Annotated in this window: 20 protein-coding genes and 2 pseudogenes; 14 read left to right on the forward strand and 8 right to left on the reverse strand. The window is 61.2% G+C overall.

Translation table 11 applies throughout. The features are described from left to right. Window positions 1-7: 7 nt before the first annotated feature. The 10 genes from flgG (at window position 8) to fliP (ending at window position 11,946) form a co-directional block, all read left to right on the forward strand. Window positions 8-802: a flagellar basal-body rod protein FlgG gene (gene flgG / locus AB4874_RS16895; RefSeq protein WP_295529815.1), complete on the forward strand. Its 795-nt coding sequence runs from the start codon at window positions 8-10 to the stop codon at window positions 800-802. Continuing rightward, the gene (locus AB4874_RS16900) at window positions 799-1,470 is read left to right on the forward strand and encodes a flagellar basal body L-ring protein FlgH (RefSeq protein ID WP_295529817.1); all 672 of its coding nucleotides are present in this window, start codon (window positions 799-801) and stop codon (window positions 1,468-1,470) included. The genes flgG and AB4874_RS16900 overlap by 4 nt, the downstream gene beginning before the upstream one ends. Further along, complete coding sequence (locus AB4874_RS16905; RefSeq protein WP_295529819.1) at window positions 1,431-2,543, forward strand: flagellar basal body P-ring protein FlgI; 1,113 nt, start codon at window positions 1,431-1,433, stop codon at window positions 2,541-2,543. Before AB4874_RS16900 ends, AB4874_RS16905 begins: the two co-directional genes overlap by 40 nt. Then, on the forward strand, window positions 2,543-3,352 hold the full coding sequence (locus AB4874_RS16910) for a glycoside hydrolase family 73 protein (protein WP_368392855.1): 810 nt from the start codon (window positions 2,543-2,545) through the stop codon (window positions 3,350-3,352). The genes AB4874_RS16905 and AB4874_RS16910 overlap by 1 nt, the downstream gene beginning before the upstream one ends. Beyond that, window positions 3,349-5,289: a FlgK family flagellar hook-associated protein gene (locus tag AB4874_RS16915; protein WP_368392856.1), complete on the forward strand. Its 1,941-nt coding sequence runs from the start codon at window positions 3,349-3,351 to the stop codon at window positions 5,287-5,289. The genes AB4874_RS16910 and AB4874_RS16915 overlap by 4 nt, the downstream gene beginning before the upstream one ends. Window positions 5,290-5,302: 13 nt before the next feature. Beyond that, window positions 5,303-6,523: a flagellar hook-associated protein FlgL gene (gene flgL / locus AB4874_RS16920; protein ID WP_368392857.1), complete on the forward strand. Its 1,221-nt coding sequence runs from the start codon at window positions 5,303-5,305 to the stop codon at window positions 6,521-6,523. A gap of 13 nt (window positions 6,524-6,536) precedes the next feature. Beyond that, a complete protein-coding gene (locus AB4874_RS16925) occupies window positions 6,537-10,007 on the forward strand; it encodes a hypothetical protein (RefSeq protein WP_368392858.1) in 3,471 nt (1,156 codons plus the stop codon). After that, window positions 9,997-10,677, forward strand: coding sequence for a flagellar basal body P-ring formation chaperone FlgA (gene flgA, locus AB4874_RS16930; RefSeq protein WP_368392860.1), 681 nt, complete (start codon window positions 9,997-9,999; stop codon window positions 10,675-10,677). The genes AB4874_RS16925 and flgA overlap by 11 nt, the downstream gene beginning before the upstream one ends. A gap of 63 nt (window positions 10,678-10,740) precedes the next feature. After that, window positions 10,741-11,256, forward strand: coding sequence for a flagellar basal body-associated FliL family protein (locus AB4874_RS16935; RefSeq protein WP_368392861.1), 516 nt, complete (start codon window positions 10,741-10,743; stop codon window positions 11,254-11,256). A 3-nt stretch (window positions 11,257-11,259) separates the two neighbouring features. Continuing rightward, window positions 11,260-11,946 carry a flagellar type III secretion system pore protein FliP gene (fliP, locus tag AB4874_RS16940; protein WP_295529834.1) on the forward strand — a complete coding sequence of 229 codons (687 nt, stop codon included), beginning with the start codon at window positions 11,260-11,262 and terminating at the stop codon, window positions 11,944-11,946. A 15-nt stretch (window positions 11,947-11,961) separates the two neighbouring features. On the opposite strand, the gene AB4874_RS16945 is transcribed toward fliP, so the two are convergent. From AB4874_RS16945 to AB4874_RS16965, 5 genes are all read right to left on the reverse strand, one after another. Then, window positions 11,962-12,396 (reverse strand): hypothetical protein, encoded by a 435-nt coding sequence (locus AB4874_RS16945; RefSeq protein ID WP_368392862.1) that lies wholly within the window; start codon window positions 12,394-12,396, stop codon window positions 11,962-11,964. Next, window positions 12,389-12,721, reverse strand: a complete 333-nt coding sequence (locus AB4874_RS16950; protein WP_368392863.1) for a flagellar biosynthesis anti-sigma factor FlgM — start codon at window positions 12,719-12,721, stop codon at window positions 12,389-12,391. Before AB4874_RS16950 ends, AB4874_RS16945 begins: the two co-directional genes overlap by 8 nt. 2 nt (window positions 12,722-12,723) lie before the next feature. Then, entirely contained in the window at window positions 12,724-13,095 is a 372-nt protein-coding gene (locus AB4874_RS16955; protein ID WP_295529843.1) for a flagellar protein FliS, read from the reverse strand. Between the two features lie 2 nt (window positions 13,096-13,097). Next, window positions 13,098-14,501, reverse strand: a complete 1,404-nt coding sequence (gene fliD, locus AB4874_RS16960) for a flagellar filament capping protein FliD (RefSeq protein ID WP_368392864.1) — start codon at window positions 14,499-14,501, stop codon at window positions 13,098-13,100. A 111-nt stretch (window positions 14,502-14,612) separates the two neighbouring features. Next, window positions 14,613-16,037 carry a flagellin N-terminal helical domain-containing protein gene (locus tag AB4874_RS16965; RefSeq protein ID WP_368392865.1) on the reverse strand — a complete coding sequence of 475 codons (1,425 nt, stop codon included), beginning with the start codon at window positions 16,035-16,037 and terminating at the stop codon, window positions 14,613-14,615. Window positions 16,038-16,228: 191 nt separating this feature from the next. Here AB4874_RS16965 and AB4874_RS16970 point away from each other — a divergent pair. The 3 genes and pseudogenes from AB4874_RS16970 to AB4874_RS16980 all read left to right on the forward strand — a co-directional run bounded on the left by AB4874_RS16970 (window position 16,229) and on the right by AB4874_RS16980 (window position 21,419). Then, window positions 16,229-17,137, forward strand: a pseudogene (locus tag AB4874_RS16970) (IS5 family transposase). A gap of 565 nt (window positions 17,138-17,702) precedes the next feature. Further along, window positions 17,703-18,098 carry a response regulator gene (locus AB4874_RS16975; RefSeq protein WP_368392866.1) on the forward strand — a complete coding sequence of 132 codons (396 nt, stop codon included), beginning with the start codon at window positions 17,703-17,705 and terminating at the stop codon, window positions 18,096-18,098. Window positions 18,099-18,275: 177 nt separating this feature from the next. Next, window positions 18,276-21,419: a PAS domain-containing protein gene (locus AB4874_RS16980; RefSeq protein WP_368392867.1), complete on the forward strand. Its 3,144-nt coding sequence runs from the start codon at window positions 18,276-18,278 to the stop codon at window positions 21,417-21,419. A gap of 14 nt (window positions 21,420-21,433) precedes the next feature. On the opposite strand, the gene AB4874_RS16985 is transcribed toward AB4874_RS16980, so the two are convergent. Next, window positions 21,434-21,811, reverse strand: a complete 378-nt coding sequence (locus tag AB4874_RS16985; RefSeq protein ID WP_368392868.1) for an Hpt domain-containing protein — start codon at window positions 21,809-21,811, stop codon at window positions 21,434-21,436. A 13-nt stretch (window positions 21,812-21,824) separates the two neighbouring features. Next, entirely contained in the window at window positions 21,825-22,790 is a 966-nt protein-coding gene (locus AB4874_RS16990) for a response regulator (protein WP_368392869.1), read from the reverse strand. 378 nt (window positions 22,791-23,168) lie between these two features. On the opposite strand from AB4874_RS16990, the gene AB4874_RS16995 reads away from it, so the two are divergent. Continuing rightward, window positions 23,169-24,386, forward strand: coding sequence for a response regulator (locus tag AB4874_RS16995; RefSeq protein WP_368392870.1), 1,218 nt, complete (start codon window positions 23,169-23,171; stop codon window positions 24,384-24,386). Between the two features lie 152 nt (window positions 24,387-24,538). Here the strand turns inward: AB4874_RS16995 and AB4874_RS17000 are convergent. Then, a pseudogene (locus AB4874_RS17000) lies at window positions 24,539-24,682 on the reverse strand (transposase); the annotation flags it as partial. Window positions 24,683-24,979 lie beyond the last annotated feature (297 nt).

Here is a 24,979-nt window from a genome sequence, read left to right on the forward strand (position 1 = left end):
AGATACCATGCTTCCCGCACTTTCCACTACAGCAACCGGGCTTTCTGCCGAGCAGGTGAAGATCGATTCCATTTCGAACAACTTGGCCAACGTAAACACGGTCGGGTTCAAGAAATCGGACCCCGTATTCGAGACGCTGACCTATCAGCAACATATCCAGCCCGGCGCCGCCTCGAGCGGGACAACGCTCTACCCTTCGGGCTACAACATGGGCACGGGCGTGCGGGTCGCGGCTACGGTGCCGGTGCTCACTCAGGGCAACCTGAAAGAGACCAACAACCCGCTCGATATGGCGATCGAGGGGGGGGGCTATTTCCAGGTCCTGCAACCCAACGGCCAGATCGCCTATACCCGCGACGGGGCCTTCCAGCTTGACCAGAGCGGTCACATGGTCACCGCCGACGGCTTTCAGGTGCTGCCCAGCACGACCCTTCCCTCAAATGCGACGAGCGTGACCATCGCACAGGATGGAACGATCTCGGTCACGGTGCCGGGTTCGTCCAACGCGACCCAGGTTGGCCAAGTGCAGCTCGCCAATTTCGTCAACCCGCAGGGGCTGCAGCCGATCGGCAACAACCTTTATGTCCAAACCAATTCGAGCGGCGCCGCAGTCACCGGCACGCCCAGTTCGAACGGGCTTGGCGCGGTCTCGCAGAAGCATCTCGAGGAATCCAACACGAGCGTGGTAGACGCGATGGTGAACCTTATCTCAGCTGAACGCGCTTACCAGCTGGGTACCAATGCCGCCTCGGCAGCGGGCCGGACGCTGAGCGAGCTCTCGTCGATGGCCTCAAGCGCATGATCCCAAAACGTCCCATCCGGGAGCTCGCGGCCGCCGCTTCGGCGGTCGCTGTCTTGCTGTCGGGCTGCGCGACCAAGGCTCCACCCAAACGGTATTTCGTCCAGCCTGCCCCCTTCCCCGTGCAAGCCGAGAGCCCGCCCGACGCGCAGAACGGCTCTATCGTGCCTGCAAACGCGACCGGCTCGCTTTATGGCAACCAGAGCGTATGGGAGAAAGGCGATGTCGTGACCGTCAATGTCTCGTTCTCGACGACGGCGCAGAACAAGGGCGATGGCGCGCTCAAAAAAGACAGCACCTATGACAGCTCAGGGACGCATATCCTTGGCTACTCGCCCTCGCTGGGCCTCTCAAGCAAGCAATCCTTCACCGGCAGCGGCTCGGTCAGCGGCTCGAACGCGGTGACGACCGAACTGGCCGCTGTCGTCATCGACATCAAGCCCAACGGCGTGCTGGCCCTGCGCGGGCGCACCAATGTCAACATCAACGGCAACGTCACAGGTATCGAGGTCACCGGGTTTGCCCGGCCCCGCGATATCGGCCCGAACAACACGCTCGATTCCTCGCAGCTTGCCGACGCCAACATCCAATATGTCGGTATCGGCGACATCAACTCCGCAGATCATGTCCCATGGCTCCAAAGCACACTTTCGAAATATTCACCCTTCTGATCGGACTCGCGCTGGCGGCTCCGACAGCCCGCGCCGAGCCAGTCGGGCAACTCGTCACCCTTGCCGGGGCGCCGAGCAACCAACTCGTGGGCTATGGGCTGGTGGTGGGGTTGCCGGGCACCGGGGACCAGACGACCCAGATCCCCTATACCCAGCAAGCCATCACCAACATGCTCTCGCATGAGGGGATCACCCTACCAAAAACAGCCTTCATGCAGCCTGACGACGTGGCCTCGGTGATGGTAACGGCGCAGATCCCCCCCTATTCTGAGCCGGGCTCGGATCTCAACGTGACAGTGGCCGCGCTGGGCAACGCGAAATCGCTCGCCGGCGGGGTGCTGCTCCCGACGCCGCTCAAGGGCAGCAACGATCACATCTACGCCCAGGCGCAGGGGGCGCTGCTCGTAAGTGGATTTGCGGCCGCCAAGTCCGGCTCCTCGGTGCGCTCGAACACGCCCACAGTGGGCCGGATCCCCAACGGCGCGGTGATGTCGCGCGCGATCGCGACATCCACTTGGTCGCCACACGGTTCGGCACGGCTGCTGCTTAAGACGCCGAGCTACGAGAATGCCGACCGGATCGCCACCGCGATCAACAAGCAACTGGGAGGCAACACCGCGCAGGCAACCTCGCCCGGCGTAGTAGAGGTGACGCTTCGCGGCAAAATCTCGCATGTCTCCTTCATCGCGCGGGTTCTTGGCGTCCAAGTGACCCCGCAAGCGCCGCCGCCAGTTGTCATCGTTGATGCCCAGTCGGGCACGATCGTCATGGGCGGCAACGTGAAACTGCTTCCCGCAATCGTCTCTCACGGCAACCTGACCGTCTCGGTGCAGGCGACGAACGCGGTCAGCCAACCCAATCCGCTCTCGCAAGGCCAGACGGCTGGCGTGAACAACGCCTCGATCAGCGCCAACCAGTCGCAGGGCAAGGTGGTGGCGCTGCCCGCAGCAACCACGCTCGACCAGATCGCGGCCGCGCTCAACAAGATCGGGGCGACGCCCACCGACTTGATCGCGATCGTCCAAGCGCTCAAGGATGCGGGCGCGCTGCAAGCCGAAGTGAAGGTGGTTTGATGCTGGTAACACAAGGCCCCGCCGCCGCAGAGACCGGAACGCAGGGCGTCGAAATGGTCGCCCAGGCTGAGAAACTCGAGGCGCTGCTTTGGCAGCAGGTGTTGAGTTGCATGACAAAGACGGCGTTCTCGGGCGCCTCTCTGGGCACCGGCTCGCAGCTCTATAACGGGATGATCACGCGCGCGCTGTCAGACAAGATGTTCGCGACGACCAGTGCCACACTCACGAAACAGATCGTCGAGCAGCTCGGGGGCGAGGCCACGCAGGGTGCAGCCACGCCCACGCCGACTTTGCAGGCGCTCGCGGCACATCCCGCGATGCTATCTGCGCACTCGGCCCCCGCGGGCCATCTCGACCGCGCGATCGATTTCGCCAAATCGGTCTGGCCCGCGATCAAGTCAAGCGCGGCAGAACTTGGGGTGCCGCCGGTCGCGCTGCTCGCGCAATCTGCGCTCGAGACCGGCTGGGGCGCCTCGACGCCGGGCAACAACCTGTTCGGCATCAAGGCCGTTCACGGCCAGAGCGGCACCTTAGCGTCCACCAAGGAGGAGCGCGACGGCGTGATGACAGCCACGCAGGCGACCTTCGCAGACTACGATTCCGGGGCGCATTGCGCCTCCGCCTATACCGGGCTGATCCGGCGCGTCTACCCAGATGCGGTCGGGACAACCTCGGTTGCGCAATATGCCGATGCGCTCATGCACGGTGGCTACGCGACCGACAGCAGCTATGCCCGCAAAATCGTCGATACCGCGCAATCGCCGACCATGCAGTCGGTCCTAAACGTCCTCGAAGGAGATGACACATGACAGGCCTCAACAGCGCGATTTCCTCCGCCCTCTCCGGGCTCGACGCATTTTCCGAAGGCATCGGAACGGTCGGCAGCAACATCGCGAACCAGTCCACCGACGGTTATGCCGAACGCAGCGTCGAAATCCAGACCACGGCAGGCGGCGCGGGCCAATCGGGCGGCGGCGTGGTCGACCCGGCCCTCGTGCGCCGCGCCTCGGACGCGATGGAGGCGTCGAACGTCTACGCAGCCACCGCTGCCAACAGCGCGGCCAGCACCCGCGCCTCCGTGCTGAAAGCGATCGATCAGGCCTTCACCGGCAACGGCGATGTCGAAAGCGCGGCAAGCACCTTCTTCTCCGGCCTCGGCACGCTCGCCTCGAACCCAACCAACGCGGCCCAGGTCAGCACGGTTCTCGCGAACGCACAGGCGCTGGCCAGCGGTTTCAACTCGGCTGCAAGCGCGCTGACCAGTCAGACCGGGCAGATCGGCACGCGCATCTCGCAACAAGTCGGGCAGGCCAACACGCTGCTTGGTGAACTTGCCAAGATCAACAAGCAACTCATGGCCTCACCCGAGGAACCGACGCTTCTAGATCAGCAACAGGCGACACTGGGCAAGCTGTCCTCGTTTCTCAACATCAATACGCTGCCACTGGGGTCCTCCGGCGCGGTCGCGGTGATGACCGGCGGCTCGGTGCTGGTAGACCAGGCCGGGGCGCAAACGCTCGATATGCAAAGCATCAACGACATACCGGAGCTGACCGCAGGCCCCGACAAACAACCCCTGCGCCTGTCGGATCGCGGCGGCTCGCTGGGCGGGTTACTCTCGGGGCTCAAGGCCACGGACGATGCCGGAAAACGGCTTGACCGGATCGCCGGCACCATCGCGGATCTCGTGAACCAGTCGCAGGCCGAGGGCCTGACCGCAAATGGCAGCGCGGGCAAGGCGCTTTTCTCCCGGCCGCAGCCCAACGCGACGCCAGCCCAAAGCAACACGGGCAGCGCGACCCTCAACGCCAGCGTGACCGATACCAGCGCTCTGCCCGCCAACGGCCAAGGTTACACGTTGAGCTATTCCACCTCGGGCTGGAGCGCGACAGTGCCCGGCAGCGGCCAGAGCCAGGCTTTGGGAACCAGCACCCCGCTGACGCTCAACGGCATGAACATCGCAATCTTGGGGACGCCTGCGCCGGGCGACAGCTTCCGCATCGCCCCCGATCCCGGCGCGGCCGCCGCATTGCGTCTGACGTCCAGCGATCCGAGCGAGCTGGCCGTGGCCGACCCCTACGTTCTGGTCGCGGGAACGATCTCGGGCTCGGGGGCCGTGAGCAACACCAATGCCGGAACGATCAACGAGGGTGAGGACACGGTCACAACCGCGCCCGCCACCGGTGCGGCCGTCGTTCCGGGAAGCGCGTTCGGCGGAGATCTGGAGCTGAAATTCACCACCGCAAGTTCCTATGACGTGATCGACAAGGCCAGCGGCACCACCGTCTCGACCGGGAGCTTCGCTGGCGGTGCCACCACGCTCGCGGTGGCCTACCCGGCCTCAAGCTCGGCCGCAGGACACTACTGGCAGGTAAACCTGACCGGCGCGCCCCGCGCAGGCGACGTGGCGACCCTCACGCCGGGCGGGCTCAATAGCGGTTCGAACGCGCAGCGGATGTCGGACCTGTGGACCCGGACCGATAGCGCCCTGCCCGGCGGCTCGATGCAGGGCTCTGTGCTCTCGCTGATCGGCGAGACCGGGGCGGCCTCGGCACAAGCGACGACGCTGGCCTCAAACACCGCCTCGAACCTCAATAACGCACAGGGTGATCTGACCCGCGCCGCGGGGGTGAATGTCGACCAGCAGGCGACGCTGCTTACGGAATACCAGCAGGCCTATCAGGCGGCGGCCAAGGTCATCTCGACCGCCCACTCGATGTTCAACTCCCTGCTTCAGGCGATCTAGGAGACCACGACAGATGGATACCACGTTCTATGCCATGTCCGGCCAAAGCTTCACCGCTCAGGAAACCCGGATCACCGAACTCGAACAACAGCTCTCCTCGGGCCGCAAGGTCGACACAGCCGCGGCAGATCCCGCGGCCTATACCGGCGCGCAAGAAGACAACTCGACCGTCCAGAAGCTCGACGCAATGAACGCGAGCCAGGTCAACATCAAGCAGACGCTGGGCAGCGCAACCACCGCGCTGGGTGATGTCTCGACTGCGCTCAACCACATCAATAGCATCGCGCTGCAAGCCATGAACGCAACGACCAGCGGTGCCGACTTCCATGCTTTGGGCGATCAGGTCGAAGCCGGGCTGCACCAAATCCTCAGCCTGGCAAACACCCAAAGCAGCAACGGCAATTACGTCTTTTCCGGCACCGCCAAGCAGACCCAACCCTTTATCCAGACCACGTCGGGATCGGTCAACTATGTCGGCAATGACGGCACCTCCTCGGTCGAGATTTCTCCGGGTGTGACGGTGAATGCCGCGCTAAGCGGGTCGATCTTTACCAAGGTCTCGACCGGCAACGGCTATGCCTCGGTCTCCGCTACGAGCAGCAATTCAGGGGCATCCACACTCGTTGCGAGCGGGGTTGTGGATGCCAGCGCGGCAATGGCCTTCCATGATGGCACCAGCCCGATCACGGTCGGCTTTTCGACATTAGCGGACGGAAGCAAGAGCTACACCGCGACCTCAGGCGGCACGACGATCGCGACCGGCCCGGTGGACGACACCGAAGGCGCCGACACGACCCTCACGCTCGAGGGCGTGCAATTCACGTTCTCAGGGCAACCTGCAAACGGCGATAGCTTCACCATTGCCCCGGCCCGCCCGCAATCGATCTTCGACCTGGTCAAGCAGATCCGGACCGCGCTGGCTGAACCGGGCTCTACGCCGGCGGCACGCGCCCAGACCCACCAGATCCTCGGCAACGCACTGGGGAGCCTCACCGGCTACCAGCACCAGATTTCCGGCGCATCGGCCAAGGTCGGCGTCATCTTGCAGGCGACCAATACCGCCGCGAACGCGAATACTCAGGCCAGCACCAATGCCCAGACTGATGCCAGCAATCTGGTCTCTGCGAATATTCCGAAAGTGCTGACCGAGCTGCAGGACCGCACCTCTGCGCTGCAGGCTGCGATGAAGGCCTTCTCGGTCGCCTCGCAGCTGACGCTGTTCAAATACCTCTGAGACGGGAATACCGATGTCTGAACTACGGAATGCCGAAAAGCAGGCCATCTTCGTCGCGGGCTATTACCGCAGCGGAACCTCCGCTTTGTGCGGGGCGCTGGCCGATCTGGGGGTCCAGATCAAAAGCGACTCTCAGGTCAACGAGGCCAATCCCAAAGGGTTCTTCGAATCGACCGAACTGATCCGGTTCGACGTCCGCGTGCTCGATCTGATGAGCTCCTACTGGGCCGATCTCGCGCCGCTACCCGAAGGCTGGATCGAACGCGCCGATATCCAGCTTCAACGTGATGTTCTCTCGGAGATCCTCTCGCGCCAATTCGCCGAGGCGCCGCTCGTCGCAGTGAAGCACCCGCACCTGTGTCGGCTTCTGCCGCTCTACCTTCGGGCGGCCGAGGATCTCGGCTACGCCCCAAAGGTGATTCACACGCATCGCGCGCCCTACGCCGTCGCCACGAGTCAGGCGACCAAGAACAAGATGACCCGCGCCCATGCCCTCGCCCTTTGGTCGAGCTACATCACCTCGGCCGAGCATCTCGCGCGGGGGGTGCCGCGAGCTTGGGTTCACTATCCAGACCTTCTCAACGACGCGGATGCCACGGTGCGCGCGGCGTTGGACACGCTGAACATCGAGACCCCGCGCGGTCGCAGTGTCGATTTCATCACCAAAGCGCTCAACCGCTCAGACGAGGCGGATACAGCGGGGCTCTTTGCGCCGCTCGCAGTGTTGGTGCGCGACATTGAGGTGGCGATCCACGAAAAAGCAGACGCGCAGACTTGGGACGATTTGCGCGCGCGCAGTGCCGATCTGGCGGGTTTCGTTGAAGAGCTGGGGCGCTCGGGAAATCGCGCGGCTCCTGGCGTCGGCCACGGCCTGATCGTCTCGACCCCGGCGGGCCGGTCGATCAACCTTGCCAGAGCGACCAAAGCCCATCCCGTGCGCCCCTCCGAGCGCGGCGATCCGGCCGAACGCACCCGGCTTCTGGCACAGCTCGATGCGCTGCGTGCGCAAAATGGGACGCTACCCGAAGTGAGCGTGTTGATCGCCTGTCCAGAAGGCGCGAGCGCGCAGCAGGTCCGGGACACGCTCGACTCGATCGCGCAAAACTGGACCGCGCCCGCTATCAAACTCGCCTACGCAACGAAGCCGCAATTCGATCTCTCGCAGAACGGGTTGAGCATGGAGCATCATTTCGGGAGCGACGCGGAGATGACAGCGTCGCTCTTTGCCGCAATGGCCGAGGCACGCACCGACTACGCCGCGATCATCAACGCAGGCGACATGCTGGAGCCGGATGCGATCGCGCGGTTCACGCTGCGTGCGGCGACTTCGGGGGCGGATATACTCTATTGCGACGAAATCGCCCAAAGCCCCGGTGGCCCCTGGATCCGCGCCAAGCCGGCGATGTCCGCGTCCCGGCTGCTCGAATCCTGCTTTGTCGGGGATTGGGTCTGGTACAAGGCCACAACAATCGCTGAGCTCGGCGGGTTCCGGCCCGGCCTTTATCCGGGCGCCGAGGAGCAGGACATGCAGATCCGCCTTGTCAGCGCGGAAAAGCAAGTCGGGACCATTCCCGAGGCACTCTTTGTGCGCGGCGAGAACACGCGACGCGACGGCGTGCCTCTGGAAGAGGCCACCGAGAGCGCGCGTGCCGCGATAGCGGCCCATCTTGCGCAGGCACAGATCGCCGCAACGGCGCGCCCCGGCACCCTGCCCGGTCTGTTCGTGATCGACCATGTCCTCGAAACCGACCCTGCGGTGACGCTTGGCATCCGTTGTCGCCCCGGTATCGCGCCCGATCTGGTGAAGAATACCGCCAATACTCTGCTGCCTCATCACACTGGCACCACATCGCGGATCGTGTTTCTGCGCGATGAGGGTCTCGACGAGACGATGACCCATTTTCTGGATCAGGTCACAGCCGAGATCACGCCGGGCCATCCCTCGGTCTCGGTCATGAAGACCGCGCCGCAGCTGGGCGGGACACTCGCGCAGCTGATGCAACTGCGCCCCGAGAACCATGTCGCGATCGTCGATCCGATCTCGGTCCCTTCGGCCCAAGATATCCTCGGCGCCCTCGCCGCGCTGCTCGATGCTCACGCCGAGGCGGGCGTGATCGCCCCGCTCACCTTCTTCCGCGATGGCGAGCGCACGGCGCGTCTGAAAGGCCCGCTGCTGTTCGGCGCCCAAGCCAGGATCGGGGCCGGCTACGAGGCGCTCTCGCCCGGGCCGGGCGGCTGGCTCGCGACCACACAACCGGTGGATGCTGTGGATGGCCCGGTTGTCATGGCCCGCGCAGGCATCGCCTTCGATGCACAGGCTGTCACCTGGTCCGAACTCTGCGCCAGCCTTTCGGACCCCAATGGCCCCTCGCAGTCGGCCGCGTTCTGGACGCCGCATCGGCAGGTTGAGATCCCTGATCCCGGCACCGAGGCGGATTGCGAAGTCGCCGCCGCGCGCGCGATCGCCTATCGCGGCCACCACCATCACCCGGCGATGACGATCAAGGGATCGCCGCTGATGCTCGAGGGGCGCAGCGGTCTGGTGGACAACGATGCCGCAACGCTCATCACGACCTCGGATCCCGCCGATGACGCTAAGTTCATCAACGCCGCACGGTTTGCCCGCCAGCATGATGGGCTGCAGGCGGGAATCGTCTCCGAGCCGATTGATGCGCTCTCGGTGCTGCGCGCGCGCCAGCAGGGGCGGCGCTGGGTGCGGATCAATCCGACCTCGCGTATCTGTCACCCCGGCACAGTGAGCGACATCCCCTCTGACCTGAGCGTCTGGTCCACCCTGCCGCCGACCGAGCGCCGGCCGCTGGTTCTTTCGGCCGATCGCAACGTGGTCACCTCGCGCGGGCTCGCAGCACGGCTGCGCGGGATGGGCGCACGCAATGTCGAACTGCGGGTTCCCCGGTTGAACCGTGAGGCCTGGGCGGCGTTCACACCGAAACCCGCCCGCGAGAAGCCCGTGGCCCTCTGGGTCGAGGAGGCCGGCATCGAGGTTCCCTGGATCGAGCAGGCGATCGCGCAGACTGCCGACCGGGTTGCCTGGACCCTCGTCACACGTACCAAGCGGGACCTGCCCGGCAACGTTGCGTGGCGGGCGATACCGATCTTCGAGGAAGACTGGGTGCGACTGTTCTCCGAGACCGGCGCCTCGGTTCTGCTCCGGCCCACGCCCGGCGCCAACTGGTGCGACGATTACTTGATCCGGGTCGCACTGGCCGGTGGATGCCGGGTGATCGCCGGGCGCGAGGCCGAGATCCCCCCCGAGATCGCCGCACTGGTGACGAAGCGGCTCTCCTCCGACGGGGTGGCGCGCTGGGTTTCGGCGCTTCAGGCGATCACCGAAACCGGCCCCGACAGCAGCGCGCGCGAGCGATTGCTCGAGATGCCCGAGACCTGGATGGAGGCAGGGGGCGACAGCCTTGCCACGCTCCTCTCGGGGGGCGCACGCGAGGACCATACCGATGCGGCATAAGCTTCTCGTCGCTTTCATGCTCCTAGCGGGCAGCGCGGCACAGGCAGCACCGCTCGAGCCAGCCTCGGCGATTACCGCCGCGATCGCGTCACAGCTCGACGGTGCGGAGGGCAAGATCATGTCCAATGGCGGCGCCATGATGCCCGCCTGCCAGGCGCAGCTCTCCGTAAGTTGGCTGCCTTCGGAGGATGACACCTTCCGCACCGCCTCCGTTACCTGCCCCTCGCCATCCTGGACGATCTATGCGGGGGTCCGCATCGTGAAGCGCCACGTCGCGCTGGTGGCCTCGCGCGCGATTGCGGCTGGCGAGGTGATCGACAGCTCCGACACAGCGTCGCGCGAGGTGGCCCTCTCGGACGTGCACGGCGCGCTCCTTAGCCCGCAGGTACTAGCCGAAGGGGTGAAGGCGACACGCGCGATCCCCGAGGGCGAACCGGTGACTCGGTCGATGACCGACCTGACCCGCTCGGTCCACAGCGGACAACAGGTGGTGCTGCGCGTCAACCAGGGGGGGCTTGTCGTCTCTGCCCCGGGCCAAGCGCTGCAGGACGGGGCAATCGGCGACTCGGTCGCGGTCGAGAATGCCGAGTCCCATCGCCGTCTAAGCGCTATCATCGTGCGCTCAGCCCCACAGCGGTCGGGCGTCTACCTCGTCGCCCCCGCCGAGTAATGGCCGTGACACGCCTCCTTCCCCACTGGCCAAAGCAAGCCCCATGAACAAGGCTCATTCGCAATGAAGAAATATTTCCTGATCGGGCTCGGGGTGATCGTGTTTTGCACGATGGCCGTGGGCGATGGGCTGGGCGTCGTCGCCTTTCTCAAGGAACGCGCGCGCCCCGCAGCTGCGGCGACAACCGCGCCGGCCGAAGCGAAAAACGCACCGAACCCCCCTAGCAAGCCGGCCGCCGGCAAGGCGCTGTTCGCCGAGATCCCAAAATTCGTCGTCACGATCCCGGGCTCGCAGGAGGCGGGCGGCGGCTCGGTCTATCTCCAGCTTTCGCTGTCCTTCCTGACCGAGAAAAAACAGGCGATAGACGATTTCAACAAGCTCATGCCGATCATCAAGTCGGCGATCATCAGCGATATCATGGCTTCGGGCCTGTCGCCCGACAGCCAGTCCGCCCAGTTCCGGCACAAGATCACAACGGACAGCCTTGATCTCGCCAATCGCACCGTCTCGCAAGCCGACAGCGATCTCGGGCGCACGCCTTTCCTCGGTGCCTATATCACCACCTTCGTCATCCAATAAATCATGGCGGATCTTGTAACTCCTCTGGCGAGCGTCACGGGCCAGGGCGGCACCGGCGTCCTCTCGCTCGACATCCAGACGCTTATCATCATCACCCTGCTGGCCTTCCTGCCGGGGCTGATCTTGCTGATGACCAGTTTCACCCGCTTCGTCGTGGTGCTGGCCATCTTCCGCCAGGCGCTAGGGCTAAGCACGACACCGCCCAACATGGTGCTGATCGCGCTGGCCCTGATCCTGTCGGCCTTCGTGATGCGGCCCACGCTGGAGACCGTGAATGACAACGCGATCCAGCCTTACCTGACCAAATCGATTTCGTTCGAGAACGCCGTCCAGGCCGCCGAAGCCCCGATGCGCGCCTTCATGATGCGGCAGGTGCGCAAGCGCGACCTGCATCTCTTCGTGGACCTCTCTGGCCACGCGGGGGATTACGCCACGCCCGACGATGTCCCTCTGCTCACCCTGGTCCCTGCCTACGTGACCTCGGAGCTGCAAAGCGCGTTCGAGATTGGTTTTCTGATCTACATCCCCTTCGCGCTGATCGACCTCGCGGTGGCGGCGGTGCTCATGGCGCTGGGGATGATCATGGTCTCGCCCACGCTGATCTCGCTGCCGATAAAACTGCTGCTCTTCGTCTCGATCGGGGGGTGGTCGCTGCTGCTTAGTTCGGTCGCAAGAAGCGTGGCGCAGTGACACGTCCGAACCGGGTCACGCCTCGGCGTGCAGGCCCGAACTGTCATCCTCTGGGTCTTCACCCCGGCGCTGATCGGTGATTTCGAGCAGCGCGTCGCTGATTTGGCGTTCGGATTTGGAGATGATCGCGCGGGTGCGCTTGTATTCATGGATCAGCTCCTGCATCCGGGCCGCCTCTTCTTCGCGGCCGGGGGCCTCCACAAGCGCGTGGTAGGCGGATTCGAGCGTGTGGTGGTTTGCGTCGCGTAACACCCCAAGCAGGCGCTCGAAGACCGAGCGGGCAGACTCTGCGCTGCTCTCGAAGGACCGGCTCGTGGTGCGGATCGTCGCCGGGCGCTCGCTTTCGAGGCTGGACGAAAGACGTTCGGCCTCGCCGCGCAGGCTGCGCACAGAATCGAGCGCCTCCCTGAGCGCCGCAGCGAAATCTCTCTTATCGCTCGGGTCAGTCACTACCAAGCTTCCGCGCGACCAGCCGCTCGAAAGAGAGCAGCGCCTTGGCAACCTTGGACGAGTCGGGGCGATAGCTCCCCTCCGCCACCGATTGCATGAGTTGCTGGATCTGGGGGTCGCCCTCGGGGCGATCGGCTGCGGCCACCCCTTTGTAAAGCGCCGCGGCATCGGTGGCGCGCTCGGAAAGCGAGACAGTTTCCCCAGACTGGACGGGGTTGGTTCCTTCACCGGCCTCGGGCGCGGCAGGTTCTGCGGCAGGCCCGACCGCGGAAGTCGATTGGTCAAGCGGAATGGATCCGCTGGTTGCGCCGGAAATCTTGATCATTCTCAGTCCGCCAGTTTCTTGAGTTCGTCCTCGAGCTGCGCGATCTGCGTTGCGATCGCGCGGAATTCGGCGACATCATTCGCCGCGTGGGCCCGCGTCATCCCTAGGTGAAAGCCGGTATAGAGTCCAGAAAGCGTCGCTCCCAGCGATCCCTCACCCTCCGGCTGCGTGATGCCCTGCATGAAGGTCAAAAGCTCGGTGGCGCGCGTGACGGCTGCGATCTTGGCGGCGTTGTTGTCCAGCTCAAGCGCACGCGCGGCCCGAGCGAGATAGGTGCGCAGCCCGCGAAGCCCCGTCACGAGCGTCTGCATCGTGGGCTCCTCGGACATCATGGCGGCGTTTCTGTAGAGGGCGGCGGTTTCAGACATGATCATACTCAACTGCTGCTGCTCGATCCGTTCAGGAGCGAGAGATAGGAAAGGGTGGTGGAAGCGGTGTTGGACTGGCTAATCGCAGAGGTGAACTGCGCCTCGAGATTGGCGATCTGCTCATTCCCGATCTTGGTCTGCATCTTGATCTGGTCCTGAAGCGAAGAGATGTTCGTTTTGAGATCAGACGTCGCGGCCCCGATGAAGCCGCTCCCAATCCCAAGCCCCGCCGCGCTGGCCGACCCGGAATCGACCGAGGTGCCGATCGCGCCGGTGAGGATGGAGCCGACATGGGTCTCGATTGACTTGATGAGGGAGTCGGCCCCCGTAGGATTCGAGCCGTAGAGCGTGTCGAAAGTCGCAGCGTCGAAGGAGAGCGCACCGCTCGAGGAGATCGAAAAGCCAAGCGCGTTGGACGATAGCCCGCCGCTCGCCGCCGAGGAGATCGCCGAAAGCAGATCCTGCTTGAGCTGCTGGACCTGCACGTTGCCAAGCAACGGGCCGGATTTCGCCTGCTTGCCGGTGCTGCCAGCGGAGGCCGAGGAGCCGGGCTGGTAGGCGGTCTGGGTGGCGATCACGTCCACAGCATCGTTGAGCTTGTTGGTAAAGCTCGAGAGCGCGGAGGAGAGCGAGCTATGGGATTTGTCGACCGAGATCTTGGTCGAGCCGGAGGCCACGAGATCGACGCTCAACCCCTTCACCAGCGACACGCTGTCATTTGAAGTCTCGGAGACGGGCACGCCATTCAGCGTGAACGTGGCGTTGCGGGCAGACTGGCCAAGCGACATCGTGGCCGAGCCGCTGCCATAGGAGAGCCCCGCCACCGCGCCCGAACCACTGACCGAAAAGGACTTGCCAGAGCCGGGCTCGGCACCCTGCAGTGCCAGCCGGACCCCAGAGGCGGTATTGACGACAGTGGCGGTGACGCCGGTATTCGCCGCGTTGATCGCGTCCGCAACACCGCTCACCGTGTCCGCCGATGAGGCGATGGAGACCGAGGCCGAACCGCCGCTGCCGAACTGGAAGGTCAGCGTGCCCGAGCCCGCACCGACGGCGGCGCTCGCAGACGCATAAGAGGCCGAGTAGATTTCCTGACTCTGGGCGAGTTGAATATTGGAGAGCGTGTAGGCGCCGCTCGCTGCGCTGTCTGCGGCCGTCGCGGTGGCGACAGAGCTTGCGCTGGTGCTCGCCTTCATCGCGCTAAGCGATGCCGGGTCGGTCAGATCGCCAAGCGCGCCGTTGAGCGAGGAAAGCGCGCCACGCACCTGTCCCAGCGCCGAAATCTGCGTTTTGTCGGTCGTGATTTCATATTGCTCCAGCTTCATCGGCGCCTGAATGCGCGACTGAAGTCGGCTCACGATCGAGTTCACCTGGGCCGACGAGAATAGGCTGTTCGATATCGAATTGCTCAACTTCGTTCTCCCGCATGCCGCCCGGTTTCGAACGGTGCCCGCTTGCATGTGTCAAAGGGTATCAGGCCCGGCGAAATCTTCTCCGCCGGGCCCCGGTTTGGGTGGCTCTGCTTACGGCAGCAGCGAGAGATAGGACTGCTGCAGACGGCTGCTCGACTTGAGCGCCGAGACACCGGCCTGGGCCTGGATCTGGCTTTGCGTCAGTTTCTGCGTGACCTCGGGGATGTTGGCATCCTGCACGGTCGAGAGGCCGTTTTGCAGATTGCTCTGCGTGGTCGTCAGGTTGTTCAGCGTGGCCTGCATCCGCTGCTGCGTCGCGCCAAGCTGGCCGCCAAGGTTGTTCAGCCCCTGGATCGCGTATTTCACCACATTGATCGCCTCGTTGGCGCCCTTGGTGGTGGAAACGTCGATCGCGGACAGGCTCTTGAGGTTGGACTGTGCCTGCAAGCCGATATTGCCAGCATTCTTCACGTTGAAGGCAGCATCGGACTGGAACGAGACCTTGCCCTGCGCGACGAGATCGGTGCCGCTCGCGGAGCCCGTCACCGAGCCGTTCTTGAGCACACCGGACGTCACATTGGTGATCGAGATGTTTTTCCCGTCGCCCTGGGTCAGCACGAGGTTGCCAGCAGTGTCCTGCTTGGCCGTGATCCCGGTCGTGCTGGTATGACCGTTGATCGCATCCACGAGGCCCGACTTGCTGGTGGCCGAGATATTGACCGTGTTGGTCGCGTGGGATCCGCTGCCGCCGTTGCCCAGCGTGAAGTTGAAGGCAGTCCCCGAGGCCGTGAGGTCCAGCTCGGTGCGCGCCTGCGCGGTCACACCGGTCTGGTTGGTGTGCTGGTTGATGCTGTCTGCGATGCTGGCCGCAGACTCGTCCACAGCCACTGCCACGTCGGCGTGGCCATTGCCGCCCTGGATCGTCAGCGAACCGGCCGTAAACGCCGCGCCGTTCGCCGTGACAGCGGCGGAGCTGCCGGAATTGTACATCGTTGCCGAAGCATCGAGCGTGTTCATGCCGATCTTGTCAGCCGAGGTGCTGCCGATCGAGAGGCTCAGCGTCTGGCCCTCATTCGCGCCAACCTGGAACTGCACCCCCGAGAAGCTGCCGTCGAGCAGGCTGATATTGTTGAACTGGGTCTGGTTGGCGATCGTGCTCACCTGCCCGGTCAACTGCGAGACAACGCCTTGCAGCGATTGCGCCTCTTCCGGCGTCTGGGTGCCGTTGGCAGCCTGCACCGCGATCGAGTTCAGCTTTTGCGCCACGTTGAGCTGCTGTTGCACCGCCCCCTGCGCCGTTTGCAACAGCGAGATGCCTTCGTTGGCGTTGCTGCTGGCCTGGCTCACACCGTTGATCTGGCTGGTAAAGCCCTGTGCGGTGATGAAACCCGCCGGGTTGTCGGCGGGGCTGTTGAGCTTCTGACCGCTCGAGAGCTGTTGCTCGTAGCTGTCATTGGATTGCTGAGCGGCGGAAATGCCGTTCAGCGCGGTCAGCGCGCCGCTGTTAGAAAGAATTGAACCGATTGCACCGGACATTATGAATCTCCTGCCTTTTTGAGGGGTCCGCGACGACAGCTTTCCCGTCGATCGCTGAAACTATATTCGACGCTGACCCCCGATAATTTCACCAGCCGCGATAACAAGACCGTGAACGCCCAGAAAAACGCATGCGTCGGGAGATCCTCGACGCATTTGGCTAGGGTCTGGACCCATTGATTTCAGGCTCGCTGCGTGATTCACGACGCCGCAAACGGAGCAGTGCCGTATCTGATCTTTTCTGGTTGAGCGATGCGCAGCTGGCGCGTCTTGAGCCCTGCTTCCCCAAGCCCCATGGCAAGCCACGGGTCGATGACCGCAGAGTATTGAGTGGAATTATCTTCATCAATCGCAATGGGTTACGTTGGCGAGATGCGCCTGCGGAATATGGCCCGCACAAGACGCTATATAACCGCTGGAAGCGATGGAGTGAAAAGGGCGTTTTATAACCGCTGGAAGCGATGGAGTGAAAAGGGCGTTTTTGCCCGGATCATGGCCGGCCTCGCAGCGGAGCACCGCGAAGAGAAGACCGTCATGATTGACGCGACCTACCTCAAGGCCCACCGAACAGCGACCAGTATGGGTGTGAAAAAGGGGGGCGTGGCCGTCTGATTGGCCGAACCAAGGACGGGATGAACCACTGCCCAGCAGGGCATTGCGCAGCAATGGCCCGAGAGGGACCAAACTGCATGCCATCTGTGACAGCCAGGGGGGCCCGCTCAACCTGTTCGTGACCGCAGGGCCCCCTCTCGGCGATGCTTGCATCGCCTGCCGGGCAGCGGGTCAGTGACTATATCGGAGCGCGGGCATTGCTCAGCAGCCTGCCGAACGTGGATTGGTTACTCGGAGATCGCGGATATGACGCCGATTGGTTCAACAAATCGTTAAAAAACAAATGGATACGCGCCTGTATCCCTGGCCGAAAGCAACGCAATACGCCCGTGAAATACGACAAGCGCCGCTACAAACGACGCAACCGCATCGAGATCATGTTCGGTCGGCTCAAGGACTGGCGGCGCGTCGCAACCCGATACGACAGATGCCCAAAAGTCTTCCTCTCGGCCATCGCCCTCGCGGCAACCGTCATCTACTGGCTTTGAACCTCAATGAGTCCAGACCCTAGACACCCGCCGCGTTCATTTTTCTTTGTTTGATTTCATAATCAACCGGCGACCGCATGCCATCGATATCGCATAGCCCTTAGATGCTGGAGCCTACAGAAGAACTGAATGCCTTCAATGCTCGCAGGCGGCTTGCAAGCCCGTGTACCGGTGCTCAACTCTCCTACCCGCCCCAAGGTCGCACAATATATTGACAAACCTATGGCGCTCAACACAATATACGGGAAATCGCACTTCGTGCACAATCCGCATACAGTTTTCGCTGCATTCTCACCTCGTTTTCATGTATAGTATGCAGCATCAAACATTTAGCGAAAACGACGCACAATGAATTATGTCATGAGCACTTTAAATGTGCACAAAAGACTTAGGCTGGATAAGCGCCACCACAGCGACAATTGGTTTGCGCGGCTACCGACCGGCAGATTTAGGCCACAGTTGAACAGGTCTTGCTTAGAAAACGTCCATTTTTAGCCTTTTCTTAACGATAAGCAGAGCACTCAGGCCTGACGTGGCGCAAACGTGGCCTGCTTGAGAGGCAGCAATGATTAAACCAAATACAAGTCAGACCACCCGGGTTCTTCTGGCCGAAGATGACGAGACGAACATACAGGTTATTCTTGCCTATCTGTCGGCTCTCCCCACACTTGAGCTGATGGTTGTCAAAGACGGGCGCGCCGCGTTGGAAACGGCAACGGTCAACCTGTATGAACTGATGATCTTCGATCAGAATATGCCCTTCATAACCGGTGATCGTATCATTCGGCACCTGCAAGCCAGCGGATCAATCAACGCTCATACCCCTGTCATCCGCCTCAGCGCCGATACAACGCAAACAAAAGATGCGTCCGCAGGTAGCTCCAGAAATATTCATCTTTCCAAACCCCTTCGGCAAAATGAACTAATCGATACGATCAAATTGCTTTTAACGAACATTTAATTACCGGGAGCGACCGATCTGCAAATCTCCTCTGGGTTGTTTTAGTCACATCATTCAGCAATGTCTGGAAGAATCGCTCAGGGGCTGGACTGTTCGGGGGACTGCCGCTCTATATTCGATCTAAAACAAGCGCCGAACAGCGAAAAATGGTGAGATCAAATGCGGCAAGAGACAAAAGTGGTAGCCAGCGAAGCGACACAAACGGGCCAAGCTGGAGAGCCGGAGAGCTCGATCCTCACCCAAGCATTAACAACGCTCGCAGCTTTGGCGGATCATGAAATCCGCTCAGGTCTTGAAACTGTTCTGAGCCTGCTGAAGCGTGAAGTCGGCGCTGATTCCATTTGCCTCTTTTCCGTATCGCCCCGCGAAGAGCTTGAGTTGGTCCAGCATCTGGGCAACGAAGCCCCCCATGGGGCCGCGCTAAAAGACCACCGTTTGACCGCCAAATTATCGTTGCAAAGCAGTCCCGATTCCTGTGACGCGTGCGACGAAACCGCCGCAGTTCAAAGCTTGGCGGCGAAAGATGTGGCAGGAAATGTTTGCGTGGTTCTGACCTTTGATATGGGTGAACACGTTGCTCGACGAGACGCCATCCGAAACGACGAAATCGTCAAGGTTCTTCTTGCAATCAGCAGTGTCTTGCGGCGCGCCCCGCTGGGTGGAGTTTCTTTGCGAAGCGACCTCGTCGAAGCTGCCGATATGGTTGAAATGGGCATCGCCTTCTTCGATGCGAGCGGGCAGATCAGCTTTCGCAATGGCCCCTTCAGGCGTTTCTTCAAGGAATATGAAGGGTCTTTGAAGACCTTGGATGCCTTAAAGAAGACGATCGAAAAACTCAGGTTGGAACTGGTCTTTCCGGGTAGAGGGGCGCCCGAACCCAGTAACGCGAACGACAAGAGGGTCATGATTTCGGATGGACGCATCCTTGACCTCAAGATCAGATTGCTGCCCAGCGGGACGACACTCATTCAATGCGCAGATATCGGTGGTTGTCCGATCGAAAAGGCGCGCATGCAGGCTGCGATCGACGGCGCGGGGCTTGGCACTTGGGAATGGACAATGTCCACGGGCCAACACAAGATCAACGCGCGTTGGGCGGAGATGTTGGGCTATACAATCAATGAGCTCGGCTCGATGACTTTCGATCGGTTTCAAAGTCTCGTGCATCCGGATTCTCTCAAAGAACTAAAGAAAACGTCGGAAAAGGTTCTGCTGGGCGAGACCGATTCATTCGAAGCCGAAATACAAATGTTCCACAAAAGCGGCCGTCTGGTGTGGGTGAAATCCCAAGGGCGCGTGGCCGCTTTTGACTCTAACGGAGCCCCTGCGGTCATGTCGGGGGTTCTTCTGGAAATTTCAGACCTCAAGCTGGCCGAAGGTCGTTTGTTGGACCTTCTCGAGGGGGCGCATATCGGGACATGGGACTGGGACCTGATTGCCGACACTCAAACAGGAAACCAGCAATGGGTTCAAATGCTTGGATATTCATCTGACGAAATTGGTCCGATCACATACAATTCCTGGCGCGCTCTTGTGCATCCAGACGATATCGACGCTGTCGAAGAGGAGGCGAAGCGTAGCCTCGAGGGAGAAACGGATTCTCTCCTCGCAGAATACCGGATGCGCCATCTGGATGGGAATTGGGTCTGGTTGCTCGATCGGGCGAGGGTCGTATCACGGGACCGCGACGGGCGCGCGGCGTATATCGCAGGGATCCAGATAGATATCAGCGAACAGAAGGCCCGCGAAGAAGCGCTTCAGGCCGCCAAATCCGAGCTGGAACGCGCCTTCAATGATCGTAACACGGCTGAAAAACGCCTGGCAGATATCGCGGCGGTCAGTGACGATTTGTTTTGGGAACAGGACAGCGAGATGCGCTTTCAATTCCTGTCGCACCGCAAGTTTCGTGAAATGTCAGGCGAGAACAAGACCGAGCTGCTGGGCAGCACCTTGACGGAATGGCTTGCGGATCGTCCAGGCTTGCGTGCAAGCGCAGATTGGGATGGCTTGCTGGCGAAGATGGAAGACCACAAACCATTTCGCGATTTCGTTTCCGGATTCTACTCCGAGGCACATGGAGAACCGCGTTGGCTGCGGTTTAACGGCGCGCCTGTCTTCAACGCTGACGGAGAGTTTCAGGGCTACAGGGGCGTCGGGTCGGATGTGACGCAGCTCTATCGTGCTAAGTTGAAGGCCGAAGAAGCCAGCAAATCCAAGACCCTTTTCCTAGCGAATATGAGCCATGAAATCAGGACGCCGTTGAACGGCGTGCTTGGGATGGCCGAAGTTCTGGACAATACGCTGACGGACCCCACCAAGAAAAAGATGATCCGAACCATTCGGAATTCCGGGGAATCTCTGCTCAACATTCTCAACGACATTCTGGACATGTCCAAGATCGAGGCGCGTAAACTTGAGTTGGAGCTCCTCTCGTTCGATCCCACGGAACTTGCGACACGTGTCGAAGAACTGCATCAATTGCGCGCCGACGAAAAAGGCCTTGATTTCGAAGTCAGCATTGCCATGGGAGCGCAGAAACCCCGCATCGGGGATTGCCATCGCATACGACAGATTATGAACAACCTGATCAGCAATGCGATCAAATTCACCGACAAGGGAGAAGTGAGCGTCAGCCTGAAAGGGAGACCGGGCCGTCCATTCGTCATCGAAGTTTCCGATACCGGCATCGGGATGAACGAGAAACATATCTCCGAGATCCACGACGATTTCACGCAGGCGGATCCCTCGATCACGCGCCGCTTTGGCGGCACGGGTCTGGGCATGTCGATCACCAAGAGCTTGGTGGAGATGATGCACGGGACAATCACCGTCCAGTCCGAAGTCGGGGCTGGAACGAAGATCACGGTGGCGCTGCCGCTCCCGGTTGATGATGCCCTGCCCGTACCGCCGAAGCAGGTTGAAACGTCTGATCTGTGCCTCAAGGGGCGCCATATTCTCATCGCGGATGACAACCCGACCAACTGCACCGTTCTGGAGCATCTCGTTCACCAGCTGGGCGCAACCAGTGTCGTGACGGTGAACGGGTTGGAGGCGGTTCAGGCGTGGGAACAGGAGGATTTCGATCTTCTGCTTCTGGATATCGCCATGCCGGTCATGGATGGGAAAACGGCGCTTCAGACAATCCGCGAGGCCGAAGCCAGCAGCGGCCGGCCCTACACGAATGCAATCGCAGTGACGGCGAATGTCATGCCCTACCAGATCAGCGAATATATCGAAGCCGGGTTCGACGTGACCATCGCCAAACCTATTTCAGCAAAACAGGTTTGTCGTGCCGCGGCGGCACTGCTGGATGAGGCCTGAAAGAGCGCCTCAGCTCAGCTTTCGGATTGATCCAGCAGCGCTTCCATCTCGTCGAGCAGATCCTCGACGGCGCCTTCGGCAATGAGCCATGTCTGTGACGCGGCCTGTCCGCTGGAGCGCGCCGATCCGATGAGATCGTCGAGCTGCATCGACAACTTGCCAAGCCGTTGAAGCCCCAAGGTCGCGGCGACACCGGCCATTTTGTGGGCCATCTCCCCTATCGCGGAGATCGCGCGCTCTGGCTGTTGAGATGACGTCACCTCTGCCTTGAGGGATTCCAGCATGAGACTGCGCTCTATGAGCCTCGCGATGAAGTCCTTACGGATACGCGCAATCACCAAATCGATGCCGGTGTTTTCGGAGGAATCGTCTGCTTGCGAGATAGCCATCATGTCTCCTCTCCCGTCACAGGCTGCCAATGAGCCGGCGCTTCAGCCGGTCTTTCAACGGCGAATGGGATTCGGCAGGATAGATCTGCATCTTGGCCAATTGCAACAGACGCGTCGGCCGCCCGATGGCCAGCGACGGCATGCGCGCGAGGGTACCAAATCGGATGACAGGCAGGGACATGTTTGCATCGCTATAGATCGGTTCGAAATCGCTCATGCTGAAATTCGCAGTCGCTGTCATTAATTCCGCGTCATAGCCGTTCTCCCCGCGCAAGACGCAAGAGAATATGCCACCGCCCGTGTAGGATATCATGGCATCTTCGGTCTTCAGGCAGTCCTGAACGATTGTGGCAACATCGCCAATCATGTCCACGAAATTGCCAGGAGTTTTCGTCATAAATATCTGATCGGCGTTTTCGATAGCCACGGCACAGGCGCGCAGGCCATGCATACGCCCCAGGCCCAGCGTCAGCAGGTAGTTCTCCAAAGCGGTCGGACTTAGAAGGCGATCGACATTGGGCAGGGTAATTGGATCGTCGAAGGCAAAGGGCGGAGCGATCGCATAGGACGACAGCGACGCACTCGCGGCGGCAGCGGCCTTTTCCTGCATCCGCAAGCGCGCGACCATTCCAAGGCGCGCCTTGAGTTCGACCCGGTCAAGCGGCTTGGTGATATAATCCAGCGCGCCGGCAGCAAAGGCATCGTCGATAAAGGATTTATCCGACATCGCCGTAACCATGACGATCGGCGTCTCGCGATAAGCTGGAAGGGTTCGAATATGGCGGCACAATGTAACGCCATCCATTTCGGGCATCCGAATATCCAGCATGATCAAATCGTAGCGCGCGCGTGGCGACTTAAGACGCGCAAGCGCCTCACGTCCGGAGCCTGCCGTATTGACGTCGCAATAGCCAAGATCTTTCAGTTGCGCACTAAGCAGCCGCAGGAAGAGTGGCTCGTCGTCTACAACCAGGATCTGCATGCCTGAACCTTTCGCTCAGCTTTGACCCGATCAATACAAGGGTGGATCAAAGATGTCCTCTAAAACCTTGAGGTGTTTTTGCTCCACGAATGTGGTCAATTCGTGGCGCATTTGCAGAATTGTGTCGACCAGCGCATTAATCCGGTGGCACAGCCTCATCGCCGTGCTGTGCTTTGCCGAAAATGGCAACACATGCGAAAAAATAACTCCGCACGCAAGAGTTGCAAGCCTTTTGCCCAATTTCGAACACATTTCGACCCTACCAAAATCTTGTGGGCAGGGCTGAAAACAAGAATGGCGCAAGTGAAAGTGCCGCGTTCTGCACCGCAGCGAGAGACTAGAGGCAGTGAAGTCGATGGTAGGAGCAGGAAATTGATTTTGGGCTATATTATTGCTGGCGTTGCTGCGGGGCTCATTGCTTTCTTCGTAGCATTGGCGCGTGGATATTCTTTCCTGTCGGCCATTGGCATCTACATGTTGATCGGTTCATCCGCTGTGCTCAGCGCAGCGCTGCTATTCTTCGTGACTGATAGCGTGATGCGCCGATTCGGTCTGGGCAGAAACGCGAAACAGGCGGCGTCGGAAGCCACCGAGATCACCGGGACCGACCCGATGAACGGGCTTGGTACCAATGACGCGATTCGCATTCTGGCCGTCGACGACGACCCCTTCATTCTTGATTTCGTGCCCGTCATCGCAGGCAAGGCTGGCTTTGCGGATATCACCGTAGCTTCGAGCGCCGAAGAGGCGCTTGATCTGATCGCCGCAAGCCCGGCCCCCTTCGACTGCCTGCTGCTTGATATCCGGATGCCGGGCATGGACGGGATCGAACTGTGCGCGCGTGTTCGCACGAATTCCGCCTATAGCGACGCCCCGATCATCATGCTGACCGGCATGCGCGACATCGAGAGCCTCGGTCGCGCCTACAAGGCGGGCGCAACCGATTTCCTGACCAAACCCTTCGAGATCGCGGCCTTCGAAGACCGGCTCAAATCTGCACATAAACACTGCACTTTGCGTCGCAACGACCAGTTGGCCGCGCAAGCCCACGGCATTTCCCGCCAGGGCAGCAAGGGCAAAGCTGGGCTTTACGACACGCTTGTTCATGGCGCCCTGCCGAACCTTATCGACCACCAGTCCCTGCAAAACCACCTGCGGCAAATGTCGGTCTCGGCCACCACGCAAGCGCGCGTGACGGCCTTCAAGATCGACCAACTCGATCTGATCTATCAGAAATCATCCTCGGCGCAGTTCATGTCGCTTCTCTCCGAAACCGCCGAAGTTTTTGCGTCGAACGGTTTCATCATGGCATATTCCGGCAATGGGACGTTCGTGACGGTCACCAGCCAGACCCGAGACATCGCTTCGCTCGATTTCGAGCAAGAGACCGGACGCATGCTGAACCACAAGCTCTCAAAGCTCGGGGCGGATCTTGGGATCGCGTTCGATGTTTCGGTGGGTGCGTCGGTTCACCCCCAAGCCCGCGCAATTGATCGCGCCGAAATGGCAATCAAGCAGGCAATTGGCAATGTCGAGGCGCGGTTCGCCTCCAAATGCGCGGACCGGACGCCCCCGGCGCTTCGCTTGCTGGGATAGGCGTATTCTCCATGTTCGCTACGCCGTTTTCTATCGCGATCTGGAGGGACCTCATGAGGAGTGCGGCGTCACTGGGTGATCCTCCCGTTTTAAACGGAGCATGGTCTTAGAACTTACCCGGCAGGCTTTTTCAAAGCAAAAGCCCGAGAGGGCATCGCACCGCACTTCAAACGCCATTTGTAAAACGACCCAGTGCTCATGCCGCGTTCGCGGCACAATTCAGCCACCGGCACGGCGCCTTCCGCCTGATGCAGGATCGCAAGGATCTGGGGTTCGTTAAATCTCGTCATCTTCATCAGAATCTCTGCCGGTATCTTGCTGAGAAAATTCAGCATCCGCATGCCCTTAGGTTTGGGGAGGATCGCCATTTGGTCCTCCGTACTGCAACCTATGGGCGATTTCCCCACGAGAACAAGATAGTGGCCGAAATAACACAAAACGAGATACGTGAGAAAGCGCAAACCTACTTCTAGGCGCAACTGGACCGATCTCTTGGTTGACTGGATCGGCGCGGCCTGTCGAAGACCACTTTGGCGGACGAACGCGAAGAAATTATAGGCCAAAAAGGCCTCATGAGCATTGAGAGCGCCGTT

It is taken from the genome of Thioclava arctica, from assembly GCF_040892615.1.
GTDB classification, from domain to species: domain Bacteria; phylum Pseudomonadota; class Alphaproteobacteria; order Rhodobacterales; family Rhodobacteraceae; genus Thioclava; species Thioclava arctica.

What these genes read in the sequence shown, in the direction of transcription:
- flgG (WP_295529815.1), top strand. Translation starts at nt 8, where the DNA reads ATGCTTCCCGCACTTTCCACTACAGCAACCGGGCTTTCTGCCGAGCAG.
- AB4874_RS16900 (WP_295529817.1), top strand. Translation starts at nt 799, where the DNA reads ATGATCCCAAAACGTCCCATCCGGGAGCTCGCGGCCGCCGCTTCGGCG.
- AB4874_RS16905 (WP_295529819.1), top strand. Translation starts at nt 1,431, where the DNA reads ATGGCTCCAAAGCACACTTTCGAAATATTCACCCTTCTGATCGGACTC.
- AB4874_RS16910 (WP_368392855.1), top strand. Translation starts at nt 2,543, where the DNA reads ATGCTGGTAACACAAGGCCCCGCCGCCGCAGAGACCGGAACGCAGGGC.
- AB4874_RS16915 (WP_368392856.1), top strand. Translation starts at nt 3,349, where the DNA reads ATGACAGGCCTCAACAGCGCGATTTCCTCCGCCCTCTCCGGGCTCGAC.
- flgL (WP_368392857.1), top strand. Translation starts at nt 5,303, where the DNA reads ATGGATACCACGTTCTATGCCATGTCCGGCCAAAGCTTCACCGCTCAG.
- AB4874_RS16925 (WP_368392858.1), top strand. Translation starts at nt 6,537, where the DNA reads ATGTCTGAACTACGGAATGCCGAAAAGCAGGCCATCTTCGTCGCGGGC.
- flgA (WP_368392860.1), top strand. Translation starts at nt 9,997, where the DNA reads ATGCGGCATAAGCTTCTCGTCGCTTTCATGCTCCTAGCGGGCAGCGCG.
- AB4874_RS16935 (WP_368392861.1), top strand. Translation starts at nt 10,741, where the DNA reads ATGAAGAAATATTTCCTGATCGGGCTCGGGGTGATCGTGTTTTGCACG.
- fliP (WP_295529834.1), top strand. Translation starts at nt 11,260, where the DNA reads ATGGCGGATCTTGTAACTCCTCTGGCGAGCGTCACGGGCCAGGGCGGC.
- AB4874_RS16950 (WP_368392863.1), bottom strand. Translation starts at nt 12,721, where the DNA reads ATGATCAAGATTTCCGGCGCAACCAGCGGATCCATTCCGCTTGACCAA.
- AB4874_RS16955 (WP_295529843.1), bottom strand. Translation starts at nt 13,095, where the DNA reads ATGATCATGTCTGAAACCGCCGCCCTCTACAGAAACGCCGCCATGATG.
- AB4874_RS16965 (WP_368392865.1), bottom strand. Translation starts at nt 16,037, where the DNA reads ATGTCCGGTGCAATCGGTTCAATTCTTTCTAACAGCGGCGCGCTGACC.
- AB4874_RS16975 (WP_368392866.1), top strand. Translation starts at nt 17,703, where the DNA reads ATGATTAAACCAAATACAAGTCAGACCACCCGGGTTCTTCTGGCCGAA.
- AB4874_RS16985 (WP_368392868.1), bottom strand. Translation starts at nt 21,811, where the DNA reads ATGATGGCTATCTCGCAAGCAGACGATTCCTCCGAAAACACCGGCATC.
- AB4874_RS16990 (WP_368392869.1), bottom strand. Translation starts at nt 22,790, where the DNA reads ATGCAGATCCTGGTTGTAGACGACGAGCCACTCTTCCTGCGGCTGCTT.